Source organism: Coleofasciculus sp. C1-SOL-03 (genome assembly GCF_040220555.1).
Lineage (GTDB): Bacteria > Cyanobacteriota > Cyanobacteriia > Cyanobacteriales > Coleofasciculaceae > Coleofasciculus.
Genome location: NZ_JAVJUO010000200.1, coordinates 44876 through 66495, shown reverse-complemented (window position 1 = coordinate 66495; position 21620 = coordinate 44876). Strand labels below are relative to the sequence as shown.

The window sequence follows — 21620 nt, the reverse complement described above, 5'->3', positions numbered from 1 at the left end:
ATAAAACCCGCAAAATCTATTCCCCAATTTTACACGCCACTATACAAAACCCTCTTGCTACTGGCGTAAGCTCTCAGTATGAGCCGAATGCAACGGTTAAAACGTTAAAAGCATTCTGTCTCTGTTCAAGACAAATCCTTTCTTTTTGTACCAATCTACGATAAAAGGATTCTTGGTTTTAATCGGAGTCAGGCGTATCCCCTTCACGCCTTGGCATTTAAGTTGAGCGATGGCTTCATTTAAAAGCTGATTTCCGAATCCTTTCCCTCGACAGGTGGGTTTAACTTCGATGAGATTAATCACACCAAATCCATCAGGTGCGATACTAAAGACGATTTCCCCGACAATCTCGTTTTGCACGATTAGTTCAAACATAATTCACCTTACCGCTGAATCGCGGCGTTGTATTAACCCGAATTCGATGCCAAAGGCTGATAACTTAATGAGGTGGGATACAGGTTACAGGGTTATTCGGAAAAATGAACACTTGTAGCGACGCTGAACTCAGGGGTATTGGCTAAATTCAAGTGTGCTGCACTAGCCGGTTTTTCGACAAATCCTGGGCTGTATTTCTGAAGACTCTCAGAATCCTTACGATTGTCTCAGTTTTTGCCCTGATGGTTGATTCACTCTGAGCGGTAGATTTTCACGAGTATCAGCACTATTTTTTGGGAAAAATTCTCCTTAGAAAAATTTAAAATATTGCGTTGATTTCTCGATACGAAATTTCCTGGTTCAGAGAAAAAAAGATAGAGTATGACCTTTTTATCATCGATCTATATCCTATCTTATTTATCATATTCTATTGATTGAGTCAGTGTCAAGTCTTGCAAAATATCTTGCATGTAATACAATCGAATTGTTGATTTTGAATTAACTCACCATTTCCGGGAACGTCTCTAAGTAGTCGGACAAAAGAGAACAGCACTATACTAAGTTTTGTAAAAAAAGCTCAAACCCTTACAAAGGACGTAGCTTGCTTCTCGCGAAAGCGAGTTTCCTACCGTTAACTTTAATTATCCCCACCTACTTACTTAAGACTTCCGGTGAAAAGTCAGAACCGGAAGCAATACTTCATTTAAATACATCTTCGATGCATCTTTGTATTTAAGTAAACATTAAATACTTTCCTGAAAAATTATATTTATTTTATATTCTTAATAAAAATTCTTTTTAAAAAAATTTTTTATGCAAAATTTGGACTATCTTAATTCTAAGAAAACCATCTGTCAATGTCTATACTTGGCACAAAAAAAACATATAACTTTCCGGATGACATTAATTGAATCTGTATGTTATTCGTAGGAACCAAGGAGCAATGCGTATAAAAACAGCCAAATAGCTAGAATTAGGGTTTCCTTTTCAAGAAATTCCTAAAAATAGTATGTTTGACTGATAGGCATTGTTTGGTTCAACACTTTCTTGGTTGATAAAGTGTTCTACTCATGTATTGTCAAAAATAAGGAGTCAACGTGTTAGAACTCAAACGCGATCAATTAGGACAATTCAGCAGTATTGAATCTTTCCGCGCTCTGGTTGAAGGGATGACCGACGCCTTAGGTGAAAAGGCGACAGCCGTGGCGCTGACGGCTGCTGGTCGTAAGCATGGACAAGAACTGGCGGAAAAGTTGGGATTCAAAGGGACTACTCAAAACTTGGAAGATGCGACTAAGCAAATCGCCGAGGTTTTGGGTGAAGAGGGTGCTCGTTTGTGCATCATTGACAAGATTACCCAAGAAGGTGACACTGTCAAGGTTTACACCACAGAAACCCTCTGCGCGATCGGCGGAACTGAAGGAGAGCCTCCCAAATGTACCTTTACCCTAGGTTTGGTTTGGGGCGTCTTAACCGAACTGCTACAGCAGAAATTGAAGGGTTCACAAACAGAGTCAGTCCTTCGAGGTGACTCTTACGACCTGTTCGAGTTTATTACTGTTGAGTAATTCGACAAAAAGCAGCTAAGAGGATTGCTCTGCTATCACACTCAGCAAATCTTCTCTTAGCCGCCTTATGCTCATCGTGAGCTGACTGGGTAGCCTTACCGTTTGGGCTAAAACCCAGAAGTAGGTAACTATAACATCGAACCAGTCAGCCATGCTTGTTTTCGTTACACAACTTAACTTCATTGTCCTCTATTAACGTTAAGGAGAAACACAAGAATGGGAATCAATACTCAGAAACTGAGTCATCTGGTTCAGAACTTTGTCTCGACGACGTCTGATGTCGTCGGTGCTGCGATTGTCACGCCGGATGGTTTACCTCTCGCGTCTAGCTTACCGGGTGCAGTCGCTGAAGAGCGGATTTCCGCGATGTCCGCTACCATGCTGTCCCTGGGTGAACGGATTGCCAAGGAACTCTTGGGAGGTCAAACGAATCGCATTTTAGTCGAAGGGGATGACGGCTACAGCATTATGACCGACTGCGGTCCAGAAGCCGTGTTCATCGTTCTGGCTGGGAAAGATGCCAAACAAGGCGCTCTCAACTTGGATATAAACCGGACTGTTACCCAAATTAAAGTCAGTTTGGAATAATTGGGTAGGTTTCCTATTTGCACCCCGGCTTCTTTAAGGAGTCGGGGATCGCATTCAATAAATTATGATCACAAATAATAAAACTATACATAAGCCAAACTGTATATCTGGACACAAGCATAGAGATAACCCCAATACTGATTTAAGCTAACGCTCCGGACTTATCTGCTAACGCATGAAAAAAGGTAATGTCAGGAACGTTATGTCTTTTGTCCTTTGTCCTTGGCAAAGGTTGGATGCAGACTTAGTTGGATACAAGGATATCCATTCTAGGTATCATCTAATTTTTAATAGTTGGATAGTTCTGAATTCAATCACTATCTTAATAGAAATGCCACTGAATTAAGGCTGGTTGGCAATGCCTACCCTACGGTATATTAAAGGTTTTATCGATTTCCTGATGCTTAGTTCAGTGCCATTAATCTTAAGAGTGCGTTGCATTCAATTCATGTAAATACCATGCTTTGCTTTTAATTGGGTATTTAACCATTTTGTGCTGCTTGATTTTATGAATCAACTATTCTTTATGAAAACAACACAAAACTATATGGACAATCATAAAAGTTATTTGTTATCAATGAAGAAGATTAAAACTTCATGCTGTTAGGAGAAAACTATGACCTTAGATGCTCATGCATTTATGGAGACAATGGCAAAGCGTATTAGCTTTACCGATGAAGACAAAGCCATCCTCAAAGCTAACGCCACTTGGGGCAAAGATATCGCTCCAGAAATGGCAAATCATTTCTATGCTTATTTGGGGCGAGATCCAGAAATGAGCGAAATTCTGAATGCTAAAGAAGGGCGAATGCATCGCCTACGTGAAACCTTTACCCAATGGTTTTACGAAATGTTTACTGGCATGGATGATTGGGGTAATGCTTATGCCGATCGCCGTTGGCGAATTGGTTTAGTTCATGTTCAGATTGGTATTGGACCACAACATGTGGTTCCAGCCATGGCGATTGTGGTTAATGCCGTGGGTAAAAAGCTAAAAGAGGCAGACAAAAATGAAGAATTACGAGATGCCCTCGGTCGAATTTGCATGATTGATTTAGCCTTTATTGAACAAGCCTACCTGGAAGTCACATCAGCAGCAGTCCTTCAAGAAACTGGCTGGACAGAAGGCTTATTCAAACGCCTAATTTCCACAGGTGCAGCTTCGATGTAACTCAAGGTTCATGACTAAACTACATTCATAATTTCTCGAATTTCAGCAGGAGTAAAACAAGCAATGGCGATCAATTCGGAAAAATTAGGACATATTCTCCAGGATTTTGTCTCAGCAGCGAGTGATGTCGAAGGTGCTGCTATTGTCACTCCCGATGGTTTACCTCTGGCGACTACGTTGCCTAGTAATATGGATGATGAACGGGTATCAGCCATGTCTGCAGCGATGCTATCTTTAGGTGAACGAATCGGTAAAGAACTGGTTCGCGGTACCATTGATCGCATTTATGTTGAAGGTAACCAAGGGTTAAGTATTTTGACCAGTTGTGGTGAAGATGCTGTTTTTCTCGTTCTAGCTACTCAACAAGCCAAACAAGGACTCTTGATGTTAGACATTAAACGCACTCTCGGCGATCTCAAATCAGTTTTGATGTAACTAAGTTAATTCTGTGTCAGGAAATATTTTAGCGATGTTACTAATCAGCAGTAATAGCCGAAGATATCCTGACATAGCTTAACTATACTTTTAACAGCATTTTCTGTTTTTTCTTCCACATCACCCCCGATCAAAACTCAAAATTGAGCTGATAATAGCTGCAAATTATTAAGCATTAAGCTTAAATAAAAAACAAGTAGTCGCACAAAAGAAAACAGCACGCTCCGGAGCCAGTGCAAGTAAATAGTCCTCAAACTTTTACAAAGGACATAGCTTGCTTCTCAAGGGCAGCGAGTTCTCTACCGTTCACTTGAATTGTGGTCACCTACTTATTTTGTGATTAAAAATTACTTCAAAAAACGGAAAGACTAAGACTAGATAGCGAAATAAGTTATATGAAAAATATACGTGTGGTTATAACCGGAACTGTAGGAGCAGGTAAGTCTACGTTTGTAAAAACAGCCAGTGAAGTTGATGTCGTAGAAATAGAACGCAATGTCAGTGATTCTGACAGAGAAAATTCATTCAAAGAGACAACAACTATTGCGTTCGACTTTGGCAGGCTGGTATTAGATGCCAATAAAAATTTGTATATATATGGGACTCCTGGTCAAACTCGTTTTGATTTTATGTGGGATATTTTAATCAAAGGAGCTGATGCTTATATTCTGCTTGTCACAGCTAATCAACCGAGTAGTTTTTCTTACGCCAAAGATATTTTGGCGTTTATGAACGATCGCGTTCAAGTGCCTATGGTGATTGGCTTGACTCATACTGATTGTTCTGGTGCGTTACCTGCAGCAGAAATTGTCAAACATTTAGGGATTGCTAACGCTGAACATTGTCCACCTATTTTGAATATTAATCCGAGAGAAAAACATTCAATCATGAAAGCATTACAAGTATTAACTGATCAAACTATCTAGATATTAATTAAGTTTATCTTTATGTGCAACAAAAATTAAAATTATATGATTACAGATAAAACTGAATTAACCTACTGTTCTAAGAATAAATATATACGTCAAAGAATATTGTTAGCCAATTCACACAAGTAAAGGAGATCGATATGGCGATTTTAACCAATGAATTACGTCAGGAACTTGGAGACTTTAGCAGTATTATTTGCCTCAAAGCCATTATTACTGGCGTCGAAGAAGCTTTAGGGGATAAAGCGACAGCAATTGCGCTCATTTCTGCGGGTCGTCAACGGGGAAAAATGTTAGCGGAAAAGCTTGATTTAGTGGACAAAGGTAAAGAATTTTCTTTAGCGGATGTAACGGCAAAAGTTCAATATGCTCTAGGGAAAGAGGGGACTCGCTTGTGCGTGGTTGACAAGATTACCCAGGAAGGCGAAGGATATAAAGTCTATACTCACGAAACGGTTTGTTCAGCAGGTGAACCTCAAGGCTCGTCTCGGCAATGTACATTTACAATGGGGGCAATTCAAGGGTTTCTTGAAGCCTTTTTAAGTAAGCGTTTACGGGCAACTCAGACTGAATCAACATTGCGGGAAGGAACTCACGACGTTTTCGAGTACCAGATTTTAGGCGCTATCCAAAAATAATCGGGTTTTTGGGATTAGAGTTTACGAGTGCAGAATAGCGTAAATAGAATACAGACGCAAAAAGCTGAACATCGTCATGCTTTGAGTAAAGGCGTTCCTTGGGAACGTCTCTACATGACGTTTGCACAAAGGAGATGATTTAATCAATTAAAGCAAAACGACAGCTATGGCAATTAATCCTTACAAATTAGGGCGTATTCTCCAAACATTTGTGAGTAATACCCCTGATGTGGAAGGTGCAGCAATGATTACTCCCGATGGTTTACTCCTAGCGGCTAGTCTACCCGTTGATATGGATGATGAACGGGTATCGGCAATATCAGCTGCCATGTTATCTCTGAGTGAGCAAATTGGTCATGAACTGAATCGGGGAACGATTGCTCGCATTTATTTAGAAGGGAACCATGGCTTGAGCCTGTTAACCCGTTGTGGCGAAGAAGCCGTTTTTCTGGTTTTAGCCAGCAAAGCCGTCAAGCCGGGACTTTTAAAGTTAGAAATCCAACGGACTGTGAATCAGTTTAATTTCTTTTTGTCGTAATTTTCATAACATTAATTAAAGTATAGATTTTATGTATACTTCATGAAAACATCATAGAAAACTACAGACATATTGACGATTAATTGCTAAAACAGAAATAGGGATTATTACCTAAAACTAACCCGAAAATAGCTGTATAAGAATAATTTTTATGCAGCTATTCCTCGGCTTTTAATGCCAGCATTTTTTAGAATGAAAGGAGGAAAGTATTATGGCAATTGCCAAGAATGAACTACGTCAAGAACTTGGAGACTTTAGCAGCATTGTTTGCTTGAAAGCAATCGTGGTTGGAGTCGAAGAAGCGCTGGGCGAAAAAGCTGCCGCGATCGCGATGATTTCAGCAGGTCGCCAACGGGGTAAAAAGTTAGCCGAAGACCTGGATTTGGTGGGCAAGGGTTCCTCCATGTCCCTGGAAGAGGTGACGCAACACGTCCAGGAAGCTTTGGGCAAAGAGGGAACTCGTTTGTGCGTTATTGATCAAGTTACCCAAGAGGGTGATACCTACAAAGTCTATACTCGCGAAACTGTTTGTTCAGCGGGTGAATCCGAAGGCTCATCCCGGCAATGTACATTCACCATGGGGGCAATTCAAGGATTTCTCGAAGCATTTCTCGGTAAGCGCCTACGAGGAACTCAAACTGAATCTGTCTTACGAGGTGGCAATTTTGATGTATTAGAGTACGCGGATCTTCCTGCAGTCAATCACTAAAAGGGTTCGAGTTTTCGTTCAGTATCTATCACGACAAAGACTATTTGAAATTGAACAAGGAGTATAACAATGGCTATTAATGCCGAAAAACTAGGAATGATCATCAAAGAGTTTGCAGCAGCCGCGTCTGATGTGGAAGGTGCTGCAATTGTCACGCCGGATGGTTTACCCCTGGCGACAACGTTACCTAGTGGTATGGATGACGAACGGGTTTCTGCGATGTCAGCGGCGATGCTGTCCTTAGGGGAACGGATTGGTAAAGAATTAGTTCGCGGTACCATTGACCGTATTTATGTCGAAGGTGATCAAGGCTTAAGTATCCTCACCAGTTGTGGTGAAGATACTGTGTTTCTGGTTCTGGCGACGAAAACGGCGAAGCAAGGACTGTTGATGTTGGACATCAAGCGCACCTTGGGTGAATTGCGGATGGTTCTGTCGTAATCACCTTGATGGGTAAGGGTTTCTTCACTTGTGAAGCAAGCCCTATTAGGCTGGCAAGCTTAAAGTTGTGGGTAAAATTTTTCTGAATCGCTACTCTCATAAGGGTTCCTTGAAAATACTTGACCACCGTTTTAAGCTTGCCAAGCCAGTAGGGTGGGCATTGCCCACCTTACCCCTATAAGTAGGTGGACATAATTAATGTGAACGGTGAAGAACTAGCTATCCTTGAGAAGCAAGCTACGTTTATGTAAGGGGTTGCCGCTTGTTTACAAAACTTAGTGGGCGTGCTGTTTTCTTTTGTCTGACGAATTAACAGGCGTTAACCCAACCGATCAGCTATTCCACTGTTGAGATTATAAATTAAACAAACTATCGCTAAAATTAATTTATAATGACTCTATTATGAGAGTAGTTAAATTAAACGAAAATATTCTTATCGTTATTTCTAATAAAATAAACAACTTAACTATTTGGGGATCAGAGCGAGAGTTAATTTACTCATATTTTCTATAGTTAATTAATTTAAAAAATGTTTAGTGTGCAGACATATTGGCAATGAACTGCTAAAACAAGAACAGAAATTATTTACTAAGACCCCTCCCAGGATTTGGCTGTTGAAACCTATTCGTATCTGAACAGCTAAACTCTTAATGCCAACAAAATTTGATTAAATGAGGACATTACTATGGCAGATCCAGCGAAAGATCCACGTCAAGAATTGGGAAACTTTGGCAGCATTGGAGAAATGAAGGCAATCGTTAGCGGTATCGAGGATGCGCTGGGTGAAAAAGCCGCCGCGATCGCAATGCTTTCTGCAGGTCGCCAACGGGGTAAAGAGCTAGCAACAAAACTCAATTTGGTAGACAAGGATGCCTCCGTTTCCCTGGAAGAGATTACGGAAAAAGCCCAGCTAGCCTTGGGCAAAGAGGGAACTCGTTTGTGCGTCATTGACAAGATTATCAAAGATGGCGATGTCTACAAAGTCTATACTCGCGAAACCTTTGATTCTGTCGGTGAAATTCAAGGTTCAACCCGAGTAGCGTCTTTCACCATGGGGGCGTTTCAAGGGTTTCTCGAATCCTTTCTGAATCTGCGCTTGCAGGGAACTCAAATTGAATCACTCTTACAAGGTGGTAGCTGCGATCTGTTCGAGTACACCATTATGGGTGAAATCAACAGGAATGTTCGTCCTGAACTCTAAGAGTAACAGCGTCGATGGAAACAGGAAAAATCTCAGCTTTCAGTATCTATTACTGCAAAGACTGTTGGAAGTTTAACAAGGAGTATCATAATGGCGATTAACGCCGAAAAACTAGGAATGATCATCAAAGACTTTGCGTCAGCCACTTCTGATGTTGAAGGGGCTGCGGTTGTCACCCCAGATGGTTTACCTCTGGCGACGACTTTACCGAGTGGTATGGATGACGAACGGGTTTCTGCGATGTCAGCGGCGATGCTTTCGTTAGGTGAACGGATTGGTAAAGAATTAGTTCGCGGTACAATTGATCGTATCTATGTCGAGGGTGCAAAAGGCTTTAGTGTCTTGACGAGTTGTGGTGAAGATACCGTGTTTCTGGTTCTGGCGACGAAAGAGGCGAAACAAGGACTTTTGATGCTGGAAATCAAGCGCACCGTTGGTGAATTGCGGATGGTTCTGTCGTGATTGATTGATCACCTAGCTAACCCAAAAAAAGCATAAAGCTGCAAGCCTGTATTAGCCTCTCCATCACCATTTGTAGGGACACGATATGTCGTGTCCCTACTGGTGTGGCACAGCTAAAATTGTGGAATATATTTTACCATTTTTTGTGTCCTGATCAGCTTTCATTATTTTATTTTATTTTTATTTATTTTTTTACAATTAATAATTTTAGTAGTTTATTTTGTTTTTATCGCCAAGTTAATCATCTGATTGCTTAATTAAGAAAATATTTATTATTCTGTAGATCTGGTAATTAAAGGCTATAAACAAAACAGGTTTTATTTTCCAAAAAACCTCAAGAAAATTTTCTGTTTAAACATATTTTTGTCTGAACAGTTTAACTCTTGATTACCACAAAAATCGAACCTCGAATGAGGAAAATACTATGGCAGATTCAGCAAAAGATCCACGTCAAGAACTGGGAGACTTTGGCAGTATTGGAGAAATGAAGGCAATCGTTAGCGGTATCGAGGATGCGCTGGGTGAAAAAGCCGCCGCGATCGCGATGCTTTCTGCAGGTCGCCAACGGGGTAAAGAGCTAGCAACAAAACTCAATTTGGTAGACAAGGATGCCTCCGTTTCCCTGGAAGAAATTACCGAAAAAGCCCAGCTAGCCTTGGGCAAAGACGGAACTCGTTTGTGCGTCATTGACAAGATTATTCAAGATGGCGATGTCTACAAAGTCTATACTCGCGAAACCTTTGACTCCTTCGGTGAAATTCAAGGTTCAACCCGAGTAGCGTCTTTCACTATGGGGGCGGTTCAAGGGTTTCTCGAAGCCTTTCTGAATCTGCGCTTGCAGGGAACTCAAATTGAATCACTCTTACAAGGTGGTAGTTGTGATCTGTTCGAGTACGCCATTATGGGTGAAATCAACAGGAATGTTCGTCCTGAACTCTAAGAGTAACAGCGTCGATGGAAACAGGAAAAATCTCAGCTTTGAGTATCTATTACTGCAAAGACTGTTGGAAATTAAACAAGGAGAATCATAATGGCGATTAACGCCGAAAAACTAGGAATGATCATCAAAGACTTTGCTTCAGCCGCCTCTGATGTGGAAGGGGCTGCGATTGTCACGCCGGATGGTTTACCGCTGGCGACAACGTTACCTAGTGGTATGGATGACGAACGGGTTTCTGCGATGTCGGCGGCGATGCTTTCCTTAGGGGAACGGATTGGTAAAGAATTAGTTCGCGGTACCATTGACCGTATCTATGTCGAAGGTGATCTGGGTTTAAGTATCCTCACCAGTTGTGGTGAAGATACCGTGTTTCTGGTTCTGGCGACGAAAACGGCGAAGCAAGGGCTGTTGATGCTGGACATCAAGCGCACCGTTGGTGAATTGCGGATGGTTCTGTCTTAACTATCTAGGTAGGTATACAGATCCCCGACTTCTCCAAGAAGTCGGGGCTCTTGTTTATGTGGAGTGGACGCTGATTAACATTTCTTAGTAAAGTGAACAGATGTCCAGATACTTATTTTGAAGTTAGCCGAGCGTTTATGAGAAGCATGGCATAAAAGTATAAGAAATGTTAACAATGTTGATCTAGGGGATGGGTCATCGTCAAAAGATGAAGGCGTCAAAGGCTTACCGTTTAAGGATTTAGAGGTTACGCAGTGCAGTCATATCTATCGATAGGAAGAGACAAACTAGAATCGAGGCTTGACCTTAATTGTTGGTCTAATCCTCTGAGTGATCCATAAATGGTCTTCCCTGATTGTAAATTTTTTTGAAAAAAAGCTCATTTCTCCGGAGAAGTTCACTATACTGGGTTTTACCTTCGTAATTTCTTACATTACAGAAATTGATTAAAGGTTTGTTACATAAAGACCGTTTTTTATCCCCGATAGGAGGAACGTCCATGGAAATGACAACCCGTGAAAACTTAACCAAGACTTATTCACTCAACGAAAAGGTCACAGGCTTCTTAATTTGGACATTTACCCTAACCGTAAGTCTCTTAGTGGCAGGGTTTCCGCTGATTGTCTTAATGGTGGCGCTTGGAGCAATTATGGCGATTTCCTTACAATCACTTTTGCCGATTAGTGCCGTTTTGCTTGTCGCCGTTGGTTTGATTGGCGCGAATGTTTTTGGCATTTTGTTCGGCGCTGCCGTCTTAACCTTTAAGGGCGTCAATCCGAAGGAAGTCCGTTGGTTAAGCTGGTTACATGGTGAGCAGAATATTCTGCATAAGTCGATTTTCGCGGCTTGCCCACTCACCTGTGATTATGAAACTACAAAGTAGTACTCAACTTGGCGTTCAAAAATTTGTCAACATAGCTGAATATACGGAGTAAGTTTTTCATCAAAAGGTAGTGTGGCCCGGTTTTAACCGGGTTTTTTCATAGGTTGGTAAGTCGGGGCTGCTGCATAAGTGGTGAGATGGGGAAGATGGGGGAGATGGGGGAGATGAGGGAGATGGGGGAGATGAGGGAGATGGGGGAGATGGGGGATCTGTATGTGTACCTCACTTACTTGAAAAGCGCTGTAAATGCTGAAACCTTGACCAGTCAATCTTTTCCCTTGGAGCCTTCTGCCCTGGAGTCCTCTGCCTTTTGCTATAGGCTTACATTGCAAGTTTTTTGACCGTCTAGACACCAAAACTTAACACAGTGCCATTTTCTTTTGCCCGACTACTTATCAATGATAAATAAAAATTTTTTCTGGTTTTAACTAAAAAACAAATACTTAACTGGGTTGGCAATTATCCAGCTATCGCCTTAGGCTTGAGATACTATACAGCTTGTTAGAGGCATATAAGTAGTCGGACTTTTATTCAAGTTAACGGTTGAGATCAGGATGGAACAGGGAACAGAAAGGGGAGTATCCTGTTTTGGACAAGGCATTACCTAAAGTAACGCAATGGCAAGGGTTTTATCCCCATTAAAAGAGCCAACGTGCCAACTTGGGATGCTCCCACAGTAAGGATTTGAGGGGTGTTAATATTTCTGAGTACAGCGACCAACTTTATGTCCAGGTGCTTCGTATAAGTCTCAATTTCTCAAGTAATAAAATTTTCTAGCTAGTGCAAATTGGTAAATATAAGCGACCCCCTCATTGACCAAAGACTTGATCTTTTCTAGGTCACTTAATAGGTTATTTATTTTTTTACCTGCAATCTTTGCGAATAAGGAGTCTGGGCTTCAAACATAGTGTTTTAAGCTGTTCAGCATTTAAACCTTAATGCCAAGAATTGCGAAATCCTTGTTGTAGTGAGCATCTTGCTCACTACCTATACTTAATTTAAATGCATGACAGCATAGCAAAGATTAACTACGTATATTTGGTAATTAAAGTTACCAAATACAGGACGGTCATGAATTCAGTAATTCCCCATAAAATCTGGACATCTTCAATAAAACTTTATCTAAAAAAACCGGATATTATCTTACTTCGACAGAAAGATGAATTGGAAGAAACAAACAATCTTTGTTTCATAAGTCTTAGACTACCAAGTAACTGAATCTGAATCCCTTAAAATGTATTAGGAGCAAAAACATGCCGATTGATTCTGACAAAATGACCCGCATTTTGCACAATTTTGTCTCGAAAATCTCTGATGTTGAGGGAGCTGCCGTGGTTACTCCAGATGGTTTGCCACTTGCATCGAGTTTACCCGGTGGTGTTGATGATGTGCGAGTATCTGCCATGTCAGCTACGATGCTGTCCTTAGGAGAGAAGGTTGGATCTGAACTTGCTAAGGGTGGCATGGATCAAATCAGCGTTGCCAGTGGCGAAGGGTTTAGCATTTTGACCAATTGTGGTCGAGATGCTGTTTTAATCGTCCTCGCCGGAAAAGATGCCAAACAGGGTGTCTTACAGTTAGAGATTCAGCGTGTCGTTGATGACTTGAAAGTGGCGATGAGGTAGTCATTTAGTCTATTGATAAATAGACTCATCTAGGGAAAAAGTTGTAATTTTTATCACCCAAATCTGAAGCTAAGATGTAGCCTGGGTTAGTTGCTTAACTCAATTAATTTAATAAGTGGGGTTGGATGAAAATTACAACAATTTTCTAGGTAAATCAGCACAACTATTTTCAGAAATGATGGGTTTTAACCTGAGTTAAACCTGGGTTGACTGACTTAGTGTAAATCAAGGGATTGCATCTCCAGTACAGGGACATCACTCAAAAAACATCTAGGACTGGACTCGTTGGCAGCATCAAATCAACCTAACGTTTATCAATCAGCCAACTCAAATGATGTACTGTAGGAGAAGTTACAGCGATGAAATGGAAAGCGTTCATTGCCGAATTTATTGGTACGTTTGCCTTAATCTTTATTGGAGTCGGCGCGATCGCGGCGAACCATATCACCGAAGGAGGCGCCGGACTAACGGGTATCGCTCTAGCCCATGGATTAACCATTGCGGTTATGGTTAGCGCCACAGCCGCCGTCAGTGGTGGACATCTGAATCCCGCCGTGACATTTGGAGCATTGCTAACTGGTAAAATTGATCCCAAAAATGCGGGTGGATATGTTCTTTTCCAGTGTTTAGGCGCAATTTTTGCCGCTAGTCTGATCAAACTGAGTATTCCCATTCAGGTTCTCAGTGCCGTCAGTATGGGGACGCCAGCACTGGGATCAGGAATTAGTCCAATTGCTGGAGTGGCGATGGAGTTTTTTCTGACGTTTTTCTTAGTGTTTGTTATCTTCGGTACCGCCATTGATCCTCGCGCTCCCCAAGTTGGGGGCTTATTTATTGGCTTAACCGTAGCTCTAGATATTCTCGCCGGAGGTCCTATCAGTGGGGGGGCGATGAACCCAGCACGACATTTAGGACCAGCTTTATTAGGCGGAGGACTTGGTAATATTTGGGTGTATTGGGTGGGTCCCTTATTAGGGGGGCTGCAGCGGCTTTACTGTACGAACTCACTTTGGCAAAATCTTAAAACTTGTCTACCTCAGCAGCGGGCGATTCGAGTAAGTGGAGTGAACTTCAGGTGTTTATTAATCTCAGCGGGTCGCCCCTAAACCAGCTAAATCTTAAAACGCAATTTGGCTTAACTACAAATTAATTTATTTGACCATGTAAATTAAAATATTGTTGCTGCAAAATTATCTAAAAGCAATAAAACTACAATTAAATTAGGCAAATAATGTAATGTTTATATGACAATGAAAACTTTACGAGCCGTTGTCGCAGGACCTGTTAGTTCGGGTAAATCTACCTTTGTGCAAACCGCTAGTGAGACTGACTTGATCGAAACCGAACGTTTATCAACTGATTCCACATCCTTATTGAAACCACAAACGACGGTTGCCTTTGACTTTAGCCGTCTGATCCTCAGTCCGGAAATGGAAATACATATTTACGGCACTCCTGGTCAATCTCGCTTTGATTTCATGTGGGATTTGTTAATCAAAAGAGCTGATGCTTATATTCTGTTAGTGGCAGCCCACCGTCCGGATGATCTTCCATCGGCTCGTGAGATTCTCGTCTATATGCATCAGCGCGTACAACTCCCCATGATCGTTGGTATAACTCATACCGATTGTCCAAATGCCAGGTCTGTAGCAGAAATTATCGATGCTTTGGATTATCTGGATAAAAAAAAATCCCCAATCGTGATGACGGTTAATCCGATGAATAAAACCTCTGTACTTAAAGTCATAATCAAGCTTAAGTCTCTTATTCTGGGGGAAATTGACGGAAAATAACTTTATTTATTGAAGATATGATTTAAGCCAGTTTGAGTGATGTAACGCTTATGGCTGGCGGTTTACAAAAAATTGAGTCAGGATAGATTTAAGGGATTGTCTATGTTTTTATCAGCGTAAAATACGGTTCATTCAAACAGACCGTTATCAGTCTATATTCCCCGTAAAAATAAATCCATACGCCGCTTATATTCGGGGTAACTAAGCCAGAGTAGTCATGATGTTTAGCGATAAACCATTGGAGCAATTCATGAGTGGAAATAAATCAAGGTATGAACTACACTTTCATGGTCTAGTGCAAGATGCGGTGACAGTTGAACCCAGTCACGCCAAGCAGATTTATCAAGAAAGTTTGATTCAGCCTACTTCGATCTATCAGTTACCCCTGCAACTGGCTGATTTTACGGGTCGCCAAGAGGAACTCGAATGTATCACCAGTGTGCTAAGACGGGCAACATCCGGTCAAGAATTCCAGACACCGATCGCAATTGTTACAGGTGTCGCAGGTGTGGGCAAATCGGTTTTAGCGGTGCAAGCGGCTTATCAGTTACAATCTGAGTTTCCCGATGCTCAACTGTATGTCAACCTGCGTGGCAGTGAAGGGCAACCTCTCGACCCCTTAGACGTACTCGCCGGGTTTCTGCGGATTTGGGGGGTCGAGGATCGGTCAATGCCTCAAAGTTTGAGTGAACGTTCTCAACTGTATCATTCTGTGATTGCCGGGAAACGAGTCTTAATTATCCTGGACAACGCCCGCGATGAGTTTCAGATTCGTCCTTTGCTACCCCAATGTTCCACTTGTGCGGTGTTAATGACGACTCGCCGCCAGATTAAGGGGTTGGAGGAAGCGACGATTGTTAAGTTACCAGTGATGAGCGAACCCGAGGCGCGATCGCTGTTGGAAAATTTTATTGGTGCAGATGCGATCGCGGCTGAACCAGACGCTACTCAACAGATTATGGCTCAGTGCAATTATCTGCCGTTGGCGCTAAGAATTATAGGCGGGTTTCTGCGCCAATTCCCCGACTGGAAACTGGCGGATTATGCCAGCAAGCTGAAGCATGAAAAACAGCGACTGGCAAAAATGCAGCTGAGTGATTTGTCGGTGCGCCCCAGCCTGGTGCTGAGTTATCAGTCACTGGATGAACCCTCGGCACGTTTGTTCCGTTTACTGGGACTTTTAGTCGGTGTCAATTTTACGGCTGATGTTGCACCCAGGTTGTTAGAGGTTGATCCGATAATTGCCCAGCAATCCTTTGATACCTTAGTGGCATGGCAGCTGGTCACGCCAGTGACTCCAGGGCGCTACCGTTTCCATGATGTGGTGCGCTTGTTTGTCCGGGGACAGCTAGCACAGGAGGAAGCTGCTGATGTCCGACAAGCGGCTCGATTGCGGCTGAGTTGCTGGTATTTGGAAAAGGCTCTAATTGTGGATTTAGCAATTAATCCAGAAACTCGTCGTCAGTTTGTCCAATCCTTGGTTAAGGATAAGAAGGATAAGGATAAAGATGAATGGTCTACCGAGCGTCATTCGCTGTTGATGGCTCTATACTGGTTTGAAATTGAGCGACCTAATATACTGGCGTCGGTGGAGTGGGCGCATCAAGCGGAGGTATGGGATGTGGTGGTGTCCCTGGCTCAGAATTTGGTCAACTTCTTTAATACTCATGGGTATTGGAAAGACTGGGAACGCACTCATGGATTGGCTTTGGCAGCCAGCCGAGAATTAGGCGATCGGGCGAAAGAGGCGCAGACGCTGATTAACTTGGGGAATGTGTATTCCTTAGCGGGTCAATGGGAGAAGGCAAATCAATGTTATCAGCAGAGTCTGGGTATTTTTAAGGAGTTGAGCGATCGCCCCGGAATGGCAAAGACGTTGAATAATCTGGGGAATGTGTACTTTCAGCAACAGCAGAACCAAAACGCGATCGATTGCTATCAGCAGAGTCTATCCATTTTCAAGGAATTAGGCGATCGCAACCGAGAAGGTCAGACATTAGCCAATATGGGCATTTACTATGCTCGCGATAATCAGCCAATACCAGCGGTTCGATTATGGCAAGAGTCGCTGACCAAGCTTCACCCAAACTTACCCAAGTTTCAACGAGTCGCTGAATGGTTAAAGTCGATTCAAGGACAAAGCGTTGAAACCTATTCTCCCGCTCAAACGCCTCAGTCTCAGCGTCTGATTCTGTATTGGGGGAGTGCATTTATTCTCGTGATTAGTTTAATTGTATCTATCGTTTTGCTAAGGGGATGAACCATCGAAGTCGGCAAGCACAATGGACGTTAACGGTTGAAATTAGGGAACAGGAAGGAACAGGGAACAGTAAGGGTTTGAGGCTTGTTTACAAAACAAGCGTGGGCGTGCTGTTTTCTTTTGTCCGACTATTTAACATTTCTTAGTACAGCGGACAGAAATTCTGTCCAGGTACTTATCGCACTACGCACTAAGGTTAGGACATATCCAGAAAAATTCAAATCGCTCAATCCCTTGTCAGCTAAGCTTTTGTCTTCACTATTGCCAGAAAGCCTATTGCCTATTCCCTCCCCGCGTAGCGCTATATGTGCCAATCATAAACCGTCTGCCCTTTGGCTTCCGTCTTCGTCTAATTGCAAATATTCGTACTTTTATCATAAAACAAGCAGACAATACTCTAGGAAAATTGCTAAAACTAGAGAAGACTCTATTTTGAGGCTTTCTCTTAAAATCTAGACCAGAGAAAAATATGACCCTGAACGCTTATGATTTTTTGCAAAAAATGGAATCTCGGATTCATTTCACTGAAACCGATAAATCCCTATTGAAATCCCATGCTGATTGGGGAAAAGAAATTGCACCCGAGGTAGCCGAACAGTTCTACGCCTACTTGGGCAGTGATCCAGACATGAATGCAATTTTAAATACCACACCCGATCGCATCCATCGGCTCCGGGAAACCTTTGTTCAGTGGTTTTACGAAATGTTTACAGGTATGGATGGCTGGGGAAATGACTATGCTGAACGTCGTTGGCGGATTGGCTTAGTACATGTACGAATTGGCATCGGACCTCAACATGTTGTTCCGGCGATGGCAACGGTAATCCGAGAGATAGACGAACGACTCCAAGCTAATGACAAACCGACTGAACTGCAAGAAGCCCTCAGTCGAATTTGCATGATCGATTTAGCCTTCATTGAGCAAGCCTACATTGAAGTCAGTTCAGCCGCCGTACTTCAAGAAACAGGCTGGACTGAACGTTTATTTAAGCGACTCATTGCCGCTGGAGCTAGTTCTATCTAAGTGGCGAGATAACACGAAACGTTAGCGAATTAATTTCGGGTGTAGTGCAACTTCGGGTAATTTTATACAATTTGACAGGGGTCAACTGTAAAGAGATTACTCGCCGAAGGACTCTGACATTCATAAATTTAGGTGAAATACTGCGGAGAAAACTCTAATGGAAACAATGCGTATTGTCGTAACTGGAACTGTGGGTGCTGGAAAATCAACGTTTGTACGAACCTTTAGTCAAACAACAGTCATTGACACAGAACGCAAAGCAACGGATAACACAACGTTAATGAAAAAACGCACAACGGTTGCTTTCGATTTCGGGACGCGCATTTTAGGTCGGGATATGGAGTTACAAGTTTATGGGACTCCCGGTCAATCGCGCTTTGATTTTATGTGGGATTTGTTGATTCGTCGCGCTCATGCCTATATTTTACTGGTGGCAGCTAATCGTTCTAGCTCTTTTAACGATGCTCGCGAAATTCTCTCGTTTATGAACAGCCGCGTGCAAATTCCGATGATGATCGGTCTAACCTGTATGGATTTACCGGGTGCTTTGGGACAAGAGCATGTTGCCTTTGCTCTCGGCTTTATGAATGATAAGAACCGACCGCCGATTGTCACCTTAAATCCTAATGAAAAAACATCGGTGTTTGAAGCTTTAATGGTGTTAATGGCTCACCAGTTGTTACAAAGTAGTAAGGGCAAAGGGAATGCTGCTCTGGGAAATCTAGGCAGCCGTCGTCAATCTGAACCCCTGAAGTCGAGAACGAACTATCAGTGGCCCAAGCAAAAGTTTTCATCGGGGCGATAAGATTTGATCCCCAGTTACGTTTTAACCTGTCATTTTGAGCGCAGCGAAGAATCTGATCTGAACCGTCAACGGTAAAGACGATGCCAAACGACTATCCCGACGACTCCAGCTAAGACGGGGAGAGGGATAGCCGCTTTTGGGTGACTTCCCAGGGAACTAGACTGAGGTATGATAAAGCTGAGGGGGTGACAAGGGACTTGAAGGTACTACTGGGTGTAGGGTGTAGGGGGTAGGGTGTAGGGAAAAATTGAACTTTAAAAAGGGAGTCACCAAAAACTCTATTGTTTATTCATTTTGACCCTGAAGTCCTTCCAGTTGACGGCGTTGGCTCGCCAGAAAGAGCGCTCGCTCCTTACCCTATCTCCTGTTATGGGCTTTTGTGTTCCTTACCGAGAAGCCCCACACCCCACACCCCATACCCCACACCCCACACCCTGCTTACCTTTGACGCGAGCTTGTCACCCCTTCAGATGATAAAGGGTAGACTTGCCTTAGCAAGGGTTAGCTGACGTATGCGATCGCAGTTGCTCTTCTCCCGTCGGCACCACTTCGCTAGATTATTGTCAACATTTTTTTAGATCATGATGGGGCGCATCTTACCAGAAGGCGAACAATTAAATTTATCAGGTGAGGACATTTCTGGGTCTGACTTCAATATTCAGCAGGCTCAAGAGAGTATTTATCAATTTCTGATCAAAATTGTTCATCACAATACCCCAGAAACTGTATTACAAGAATTTCGCCAACTATTTCTATTAGGTAAAGAACCGAGTGAACCTCATGTCAAAACGGCACTGGATATAATTATTGCCAGCAAAAATAACCAAGAATTCAGAAATACCTTAAAACGATCTTGTTATATTTTAATTAATAACTGGTCTTCAAAACGCAGTTATAATTTTATTCAAAACCTGATTCACTTAGTTGGTGATCCTCCGCTGAAGCAGACAACTCTCTCCCCAGCCATGACTCGGCTAAAAGGCTATGTTGCTAATTTTGTGGATAGCCACGATTATCAAGAACTGAAATTATTTTCGGCTCCCTATACGGCTGAAGCTGAAGCCGAACAACAGCACTGGAGTCATCGGTATACATCTTATTTATTGGTTCCCCAATATCTTGACTCTCGCAATCCCATTGAACAGCGAGAAACGGCTAAAAATCTGTCTAGACGGCTGCGGAAAAAATTTAAGTTCGATCTAGCCATGTATACGGCTCGATCTGATTCTCCTAATTTTAACCCCGAACAAAAAGTTACGAATCCAACTCGTCTAGGTTCTCACGTCATCCAACTGATTAAAAAGATAAGCTCTCGGCAACTATTGGTGAATTGCCAGAGTTATGCTGAACATTTAAATCAACAGGTTGAAAATACGACTTACCAAGACTTTAAACAGGATTTAAAAAAATATTTGTTGTTTTTAATTAACACCCCCGTTTATTCAGAAATTATCGATCAATATTTATTTTCGAGATTAGATGATCTTTATAAAAATCATCATGTAAAACCAATTAGTGCTGACTTGCTCCTACGCACATGTCGGCGGATGATTGAGGTACTGACCACTGAAGATGGTCGAGAACCTTCGACTCTATTTATTTTGTTAACGAATCGTGGCAACCCTTTAACCCTAGTCGTGATTCTCCTCAAAATTATTTTACTGTGTAAATATGCCCAGACCTATCTAGATGTTTGTATTGCCCACTTAATTCGCTATTACGAAGACTCTACTGAAAAAGACTGTCAGTGGCTGATTAATTTCTTGGAAGTTTTCAAGATTGTTTTTGCTATTTGTACTGAAGACACTCAATATAATCTGGTTAAACTCAGTGATAATGACGATGAGCCAGATGTTTACGTGATGGATCTGGATGACTATCGCGTCTTTTCCCAATTCAAAGGCACGGATCTGCGGAGTGCTGAATTAAGAGGAACAGATATCCGTTATATGGATCTGAGGGCAGCCGATTTACGGAAGGCTGATTTGGCGGGGGCTGATTTGAGCAAAGCCGACTTGAGTCTTGCCAAACTCAGTCAGACTAACTTAAGTGGCGCGATGCTGGATCGCACGGAGTTAAGCGGTGCGATGCTTCAAGATGCTAATTTGAGCGGTGCGAGTCTCAACCAAGCCAATTTACGGTGTGCTGATCTGCGACAAGCTAATCTATGTTGTGCCATATTAAAAGGCGCTAAACTGCGCCGTGCTAATCTCCAGCAAGCCGATTTGAGTGGGGCTGACTTAAGTAATGCTAGCTTGGATTCCGCGAATCTAATGAATGCTAACCTGCGCCATGCTAATCTGAGCCATGCGGATCTCAGTAAAGCCAATCTGAAGGGTGTTGATCTCCGGGATGCCAATCTTACAGGCGCCCAATTCAATTGGACTCAGCTCCACTATGCTAATTTAGGTGCTGCTAACTTAGATCGGGCTGATCTGAGTTATGCCAGTTTGCGCCATGCCAATCTTCAGAAAACAGACTTAACTCGCACCAATTTGAGCAATAGTAACCTCAGTAGAAGTGATATGAGGAAAGCGTTGCTACGTCACGTTAATTTAACTGGGGCAAATCTCAGCCATGCTAATCTTATTGGAGCAAACCTGTTTAATGCAAATCTCACGGATGTGAAGGTTAAGGGGACTCGATTTGGAAATAATTCTGGGCTTTCTGCGCCAATGAAGCGAGAACTCAAGCAACAGGGAGCAGTTATTGGATGAGATGGGAAAAAATTAAAGTTAATGGCGAGGATCGTCATTTGTCATTTGTCATTTGT

The 21620-nt window shown here is 42.4% G+C and carries 22 protein-coding genes; 21 read left to right on the top strand and 1 reads right to left on the bottom strand.

Annotated elements, in window-relative coordinates:
- Nucleotides 1-96: 96 nt before the first annotated feature.
- On the bottom strand, nt 97-375 hold the full coding sequence (locus tag RIE73_RS31115; protein WP_446371683.1) for a GNAT family N-acetyltransferase: 279 nt from the start codon (nt 373-375) through the stop codon (nt 97-99).
- 1097 nt (nt 376-1472) lie between these two features.
- Between RIE73_RS31115 and RIE73_RS31110 the strand changes: the two genes are divergently transcribed.
- The 21 genes from RIE73_RS31110 to RIE73_RS31010 all read left to right on the top strand — a co-directional run bounded on the left by RIE73_RS31110 (nt 1473) and on the right by RIE73_RS31010 (nt 21564).
- Entirely contained in the window at nt 1473-1943 is a 471-nt protein-coding gene (locus tag RIE73_RS31110) for a hydrocarbon-binding protein (RefSeq protein WP_446404845.1), read from the top strand.
- A 216-nt stretch (nt 1944-2159) separates the two neighbouring features.
- A complete protein-coding gene (locus tag RIE73_RS31105) occupies nt 2160-2531 on the top strand; it encodes a roadblock/LC7 domain-containing protein (protein WP_446404844.1) in 372 nt (123 codons plus the stop codon).
- Between the two features lie 616 nt (nt 2532-3147).
- A complete protein-coding gene (locus tag RIE73_RS31100; RefSeq protein WP_446404843.1) occupies nt 3148-3702 on the top strand; it encodes a protoglobin domain-containing protein in 555 nt (184 codons plus the stop codon).
- 63 nt (nt 3703-3765) lie between these two features.
- A complete protein-coding gene (locus RIE73_RS31095; protein ID WP_446404842.1) occupies nt 3766-4137 on the top strand; it encodes a roadblock/LC7 domain-containing protein in 372 nt (123 codons plus the stop codon).
- Nucleotides 4138-4532: 395 nt separating this feature from the next.
- A complete protein-coding gene (locus RIE73_RS31090; RefSeq protein ID WP_446404841.1) occupies nt 4533-5063 on the top strand; it encodes a GTP-binding protein in 531 nt (176 codons plus the stop codon).
- 143 nt (nt 5064-5206) lie between these two features.
- Nucleotides 5207-5704: a hypothetical protein gene (locus tag RIE73_RS31085; protein WP_446404840.1), complete on the top strand. Its 498-nt coding sequence runs from the start codon at nt 5207-5209 to the stop codon at nt 5702-5704.
- A gap of 166 nt (nt 5705-5870) precedes the next feature.
- Nucleotides 5871-6242 carry a roadblock/LC7 domain-containing protein gene (locus tag RIE73_RS31080; protein ID WP_446404839.1) on the top strand — a complete coding sequence of 124 codons (372 nt, stop codon included), beginning with the start codon at nt 5871-5873 and terminating at the stop codon, nt 6240-6242.
- Between the two features lie 211 nt (nt 6243-6453).
- On the top strand, nt 6454-6951 hold the full coding sequence (locus tag RIE73_RS31075) for a hypothetical protein (protein ID WP_446404838.1): 498 nt from the start codon (nt 6454-6456) through the stop codon (nt 6949-6951).
- A 69-nt stretch (nt 6952-7020) separates the two neighbouring features.
- Entirely contained in the window at nt 7021-7392 is a 372-nt protein-coding gene (locus RIE73_RS31070; protein WP_446387013.1) for a roadblock/LC7 domain-containing protein, read from the top strand.
- A 685-nt stretch (nt 7393-8077) separates the two neighbouring features.
- Nucleotides 8078-8593, top strand: coding sequence for a hypothetical protein (locus RIE73_RS31065; RefSeq protein ID WP_446404837.1), 516 nt, complete (start codon nt 8078-8080; stop codon nt 8591-8593).
- Nucleotides 8594-8683: 90 nt separating this feature from the next.
- Nucleotides 8684-9055 carry a roadblock/LC7 domain-containing protein gene (locus tag RIE73_RS31060; RefSeq protein ID WP_006102075.1) on the top strand — a complete coding sequence of 124 codons (372 nt, stop codon included), beginning with the start codon at nt 8684-8686 and terminating at the stop codon, nt 9053-9055.
- A 424-nt stretch (nt 9056-9479) separates the two neighbouring features.
- Nucleotides 9480-9995 carry a hypothetical protein gene (locus RIE73_RS31055; RefSeq protein ID WP_446404836.1) on the top strand — a complete coding sequence of 172 codons (516 nt, stop codon included), beginning with the start codon at nt 9480-9482 and terminating at the stop codon, nt 9993-9995.
- A gap of 90 nt (nt 9996-10085) precedes the next feature.
- Nucleotides 10086-10457, top strand: coding sequence for a roadblock/LC7 domain-containing protein (locus RIE73_RS31050; protein WP_446404835.1), 372 nt, complete (start codon nt 10086-10088; stop codon nt 10455-10457).
- 499 nt (nt 10458-10956) lie between these two features.
- Nucleotides 10957-11340 carry a hypothetical protein gene (locus tag RIE73_RS31045; RefSeq protein WP_446404834.1) on the top strand — a complete coding sequence of 128 codons (384 nt, stop codon included), beginning with the start codon at nt 10957-10959 and terminating at the stop codon, nt 11338-11340.
- A 1253-nt stretch (nt 11341-12593) separates the two neighbouring features.
- Entirely contained in the window at nt 12594-12965 is a 372-nt protein-coding gene (locus RIE73_RS31040) for a roadblock/LC7 domain-containing protein (protein WP_446404833.1), read from the top strand.
- A gap of 359 nt (nt 12966-13324) precedes the next feature.
- Nucleotides 13325-14071, top strand: coding sequence for an MIP/aquaporin family protein (locus RIE73_RS31035; protein ID WP_446404832.1), 747 nt, complete (start codon nt 13325-13327; stop codon nt 14069-14071).
- A gap of 144 nt (nt 14072-14215) precedes the next feature.
- Nucleotides 14216-14758, top strand: a complete 543-nt coding sequence (locus tag RIE73_RS31030) for a GTP-binding protein (protein WP_446404831.1) — start codon at nt 14216-14218, stop codon at nt 14756-14758.
- A gap of 217 nt (nt 14759-14975) precedes the next feature.
- Nucleotides 14976-17018, top strand: a complete 2043-nt coding sequence (locus RIE73_RS31025) for a tetratricopeptide repeat protein (protein ID WP_446404830.1) — start codon at nt 14976-14978, stop codon at nt 17016-17018.
- 469 nt (nt 17019-17487) lie between these two features.
- On the top strand, nt 17488-18042 hold the full coding sequence (locus RIE73_RS31020; RefSeq protein WP_446404829.1) for a protoglobin domain-containing protein: 555 nt from the start codon (nt 17488-17490) through the stop codon (nt 18040-18042).
- Between the two features lie 157 nt (nt 18043-18199).
- Complete coding sequence (locus tag RIE73_RS31015) at nt 18200-18847, top strand: GTP-binding protein (protein ID WP_446404828.1); 648 nt, start codon at nt 18200-18202, stop codon at nt 18845-18847.
- A gap of 581 nt (nt 18848-19428) precedes the next feature.
- The gene (locus RIE73_RS31010) at nt 19429-21564 is read left to right on the top strand and encodes a pentapeptide repeat-containing protein (RefSeq protein ID WP_446404827.1); all 2136 of its coding nucleotides are present in this window, start codon (nt 19429-19431) and stop codon (nt 21562-21564) included.
- Nucleotides 21565-21620 lie beyond the last annotated feature (56 nt).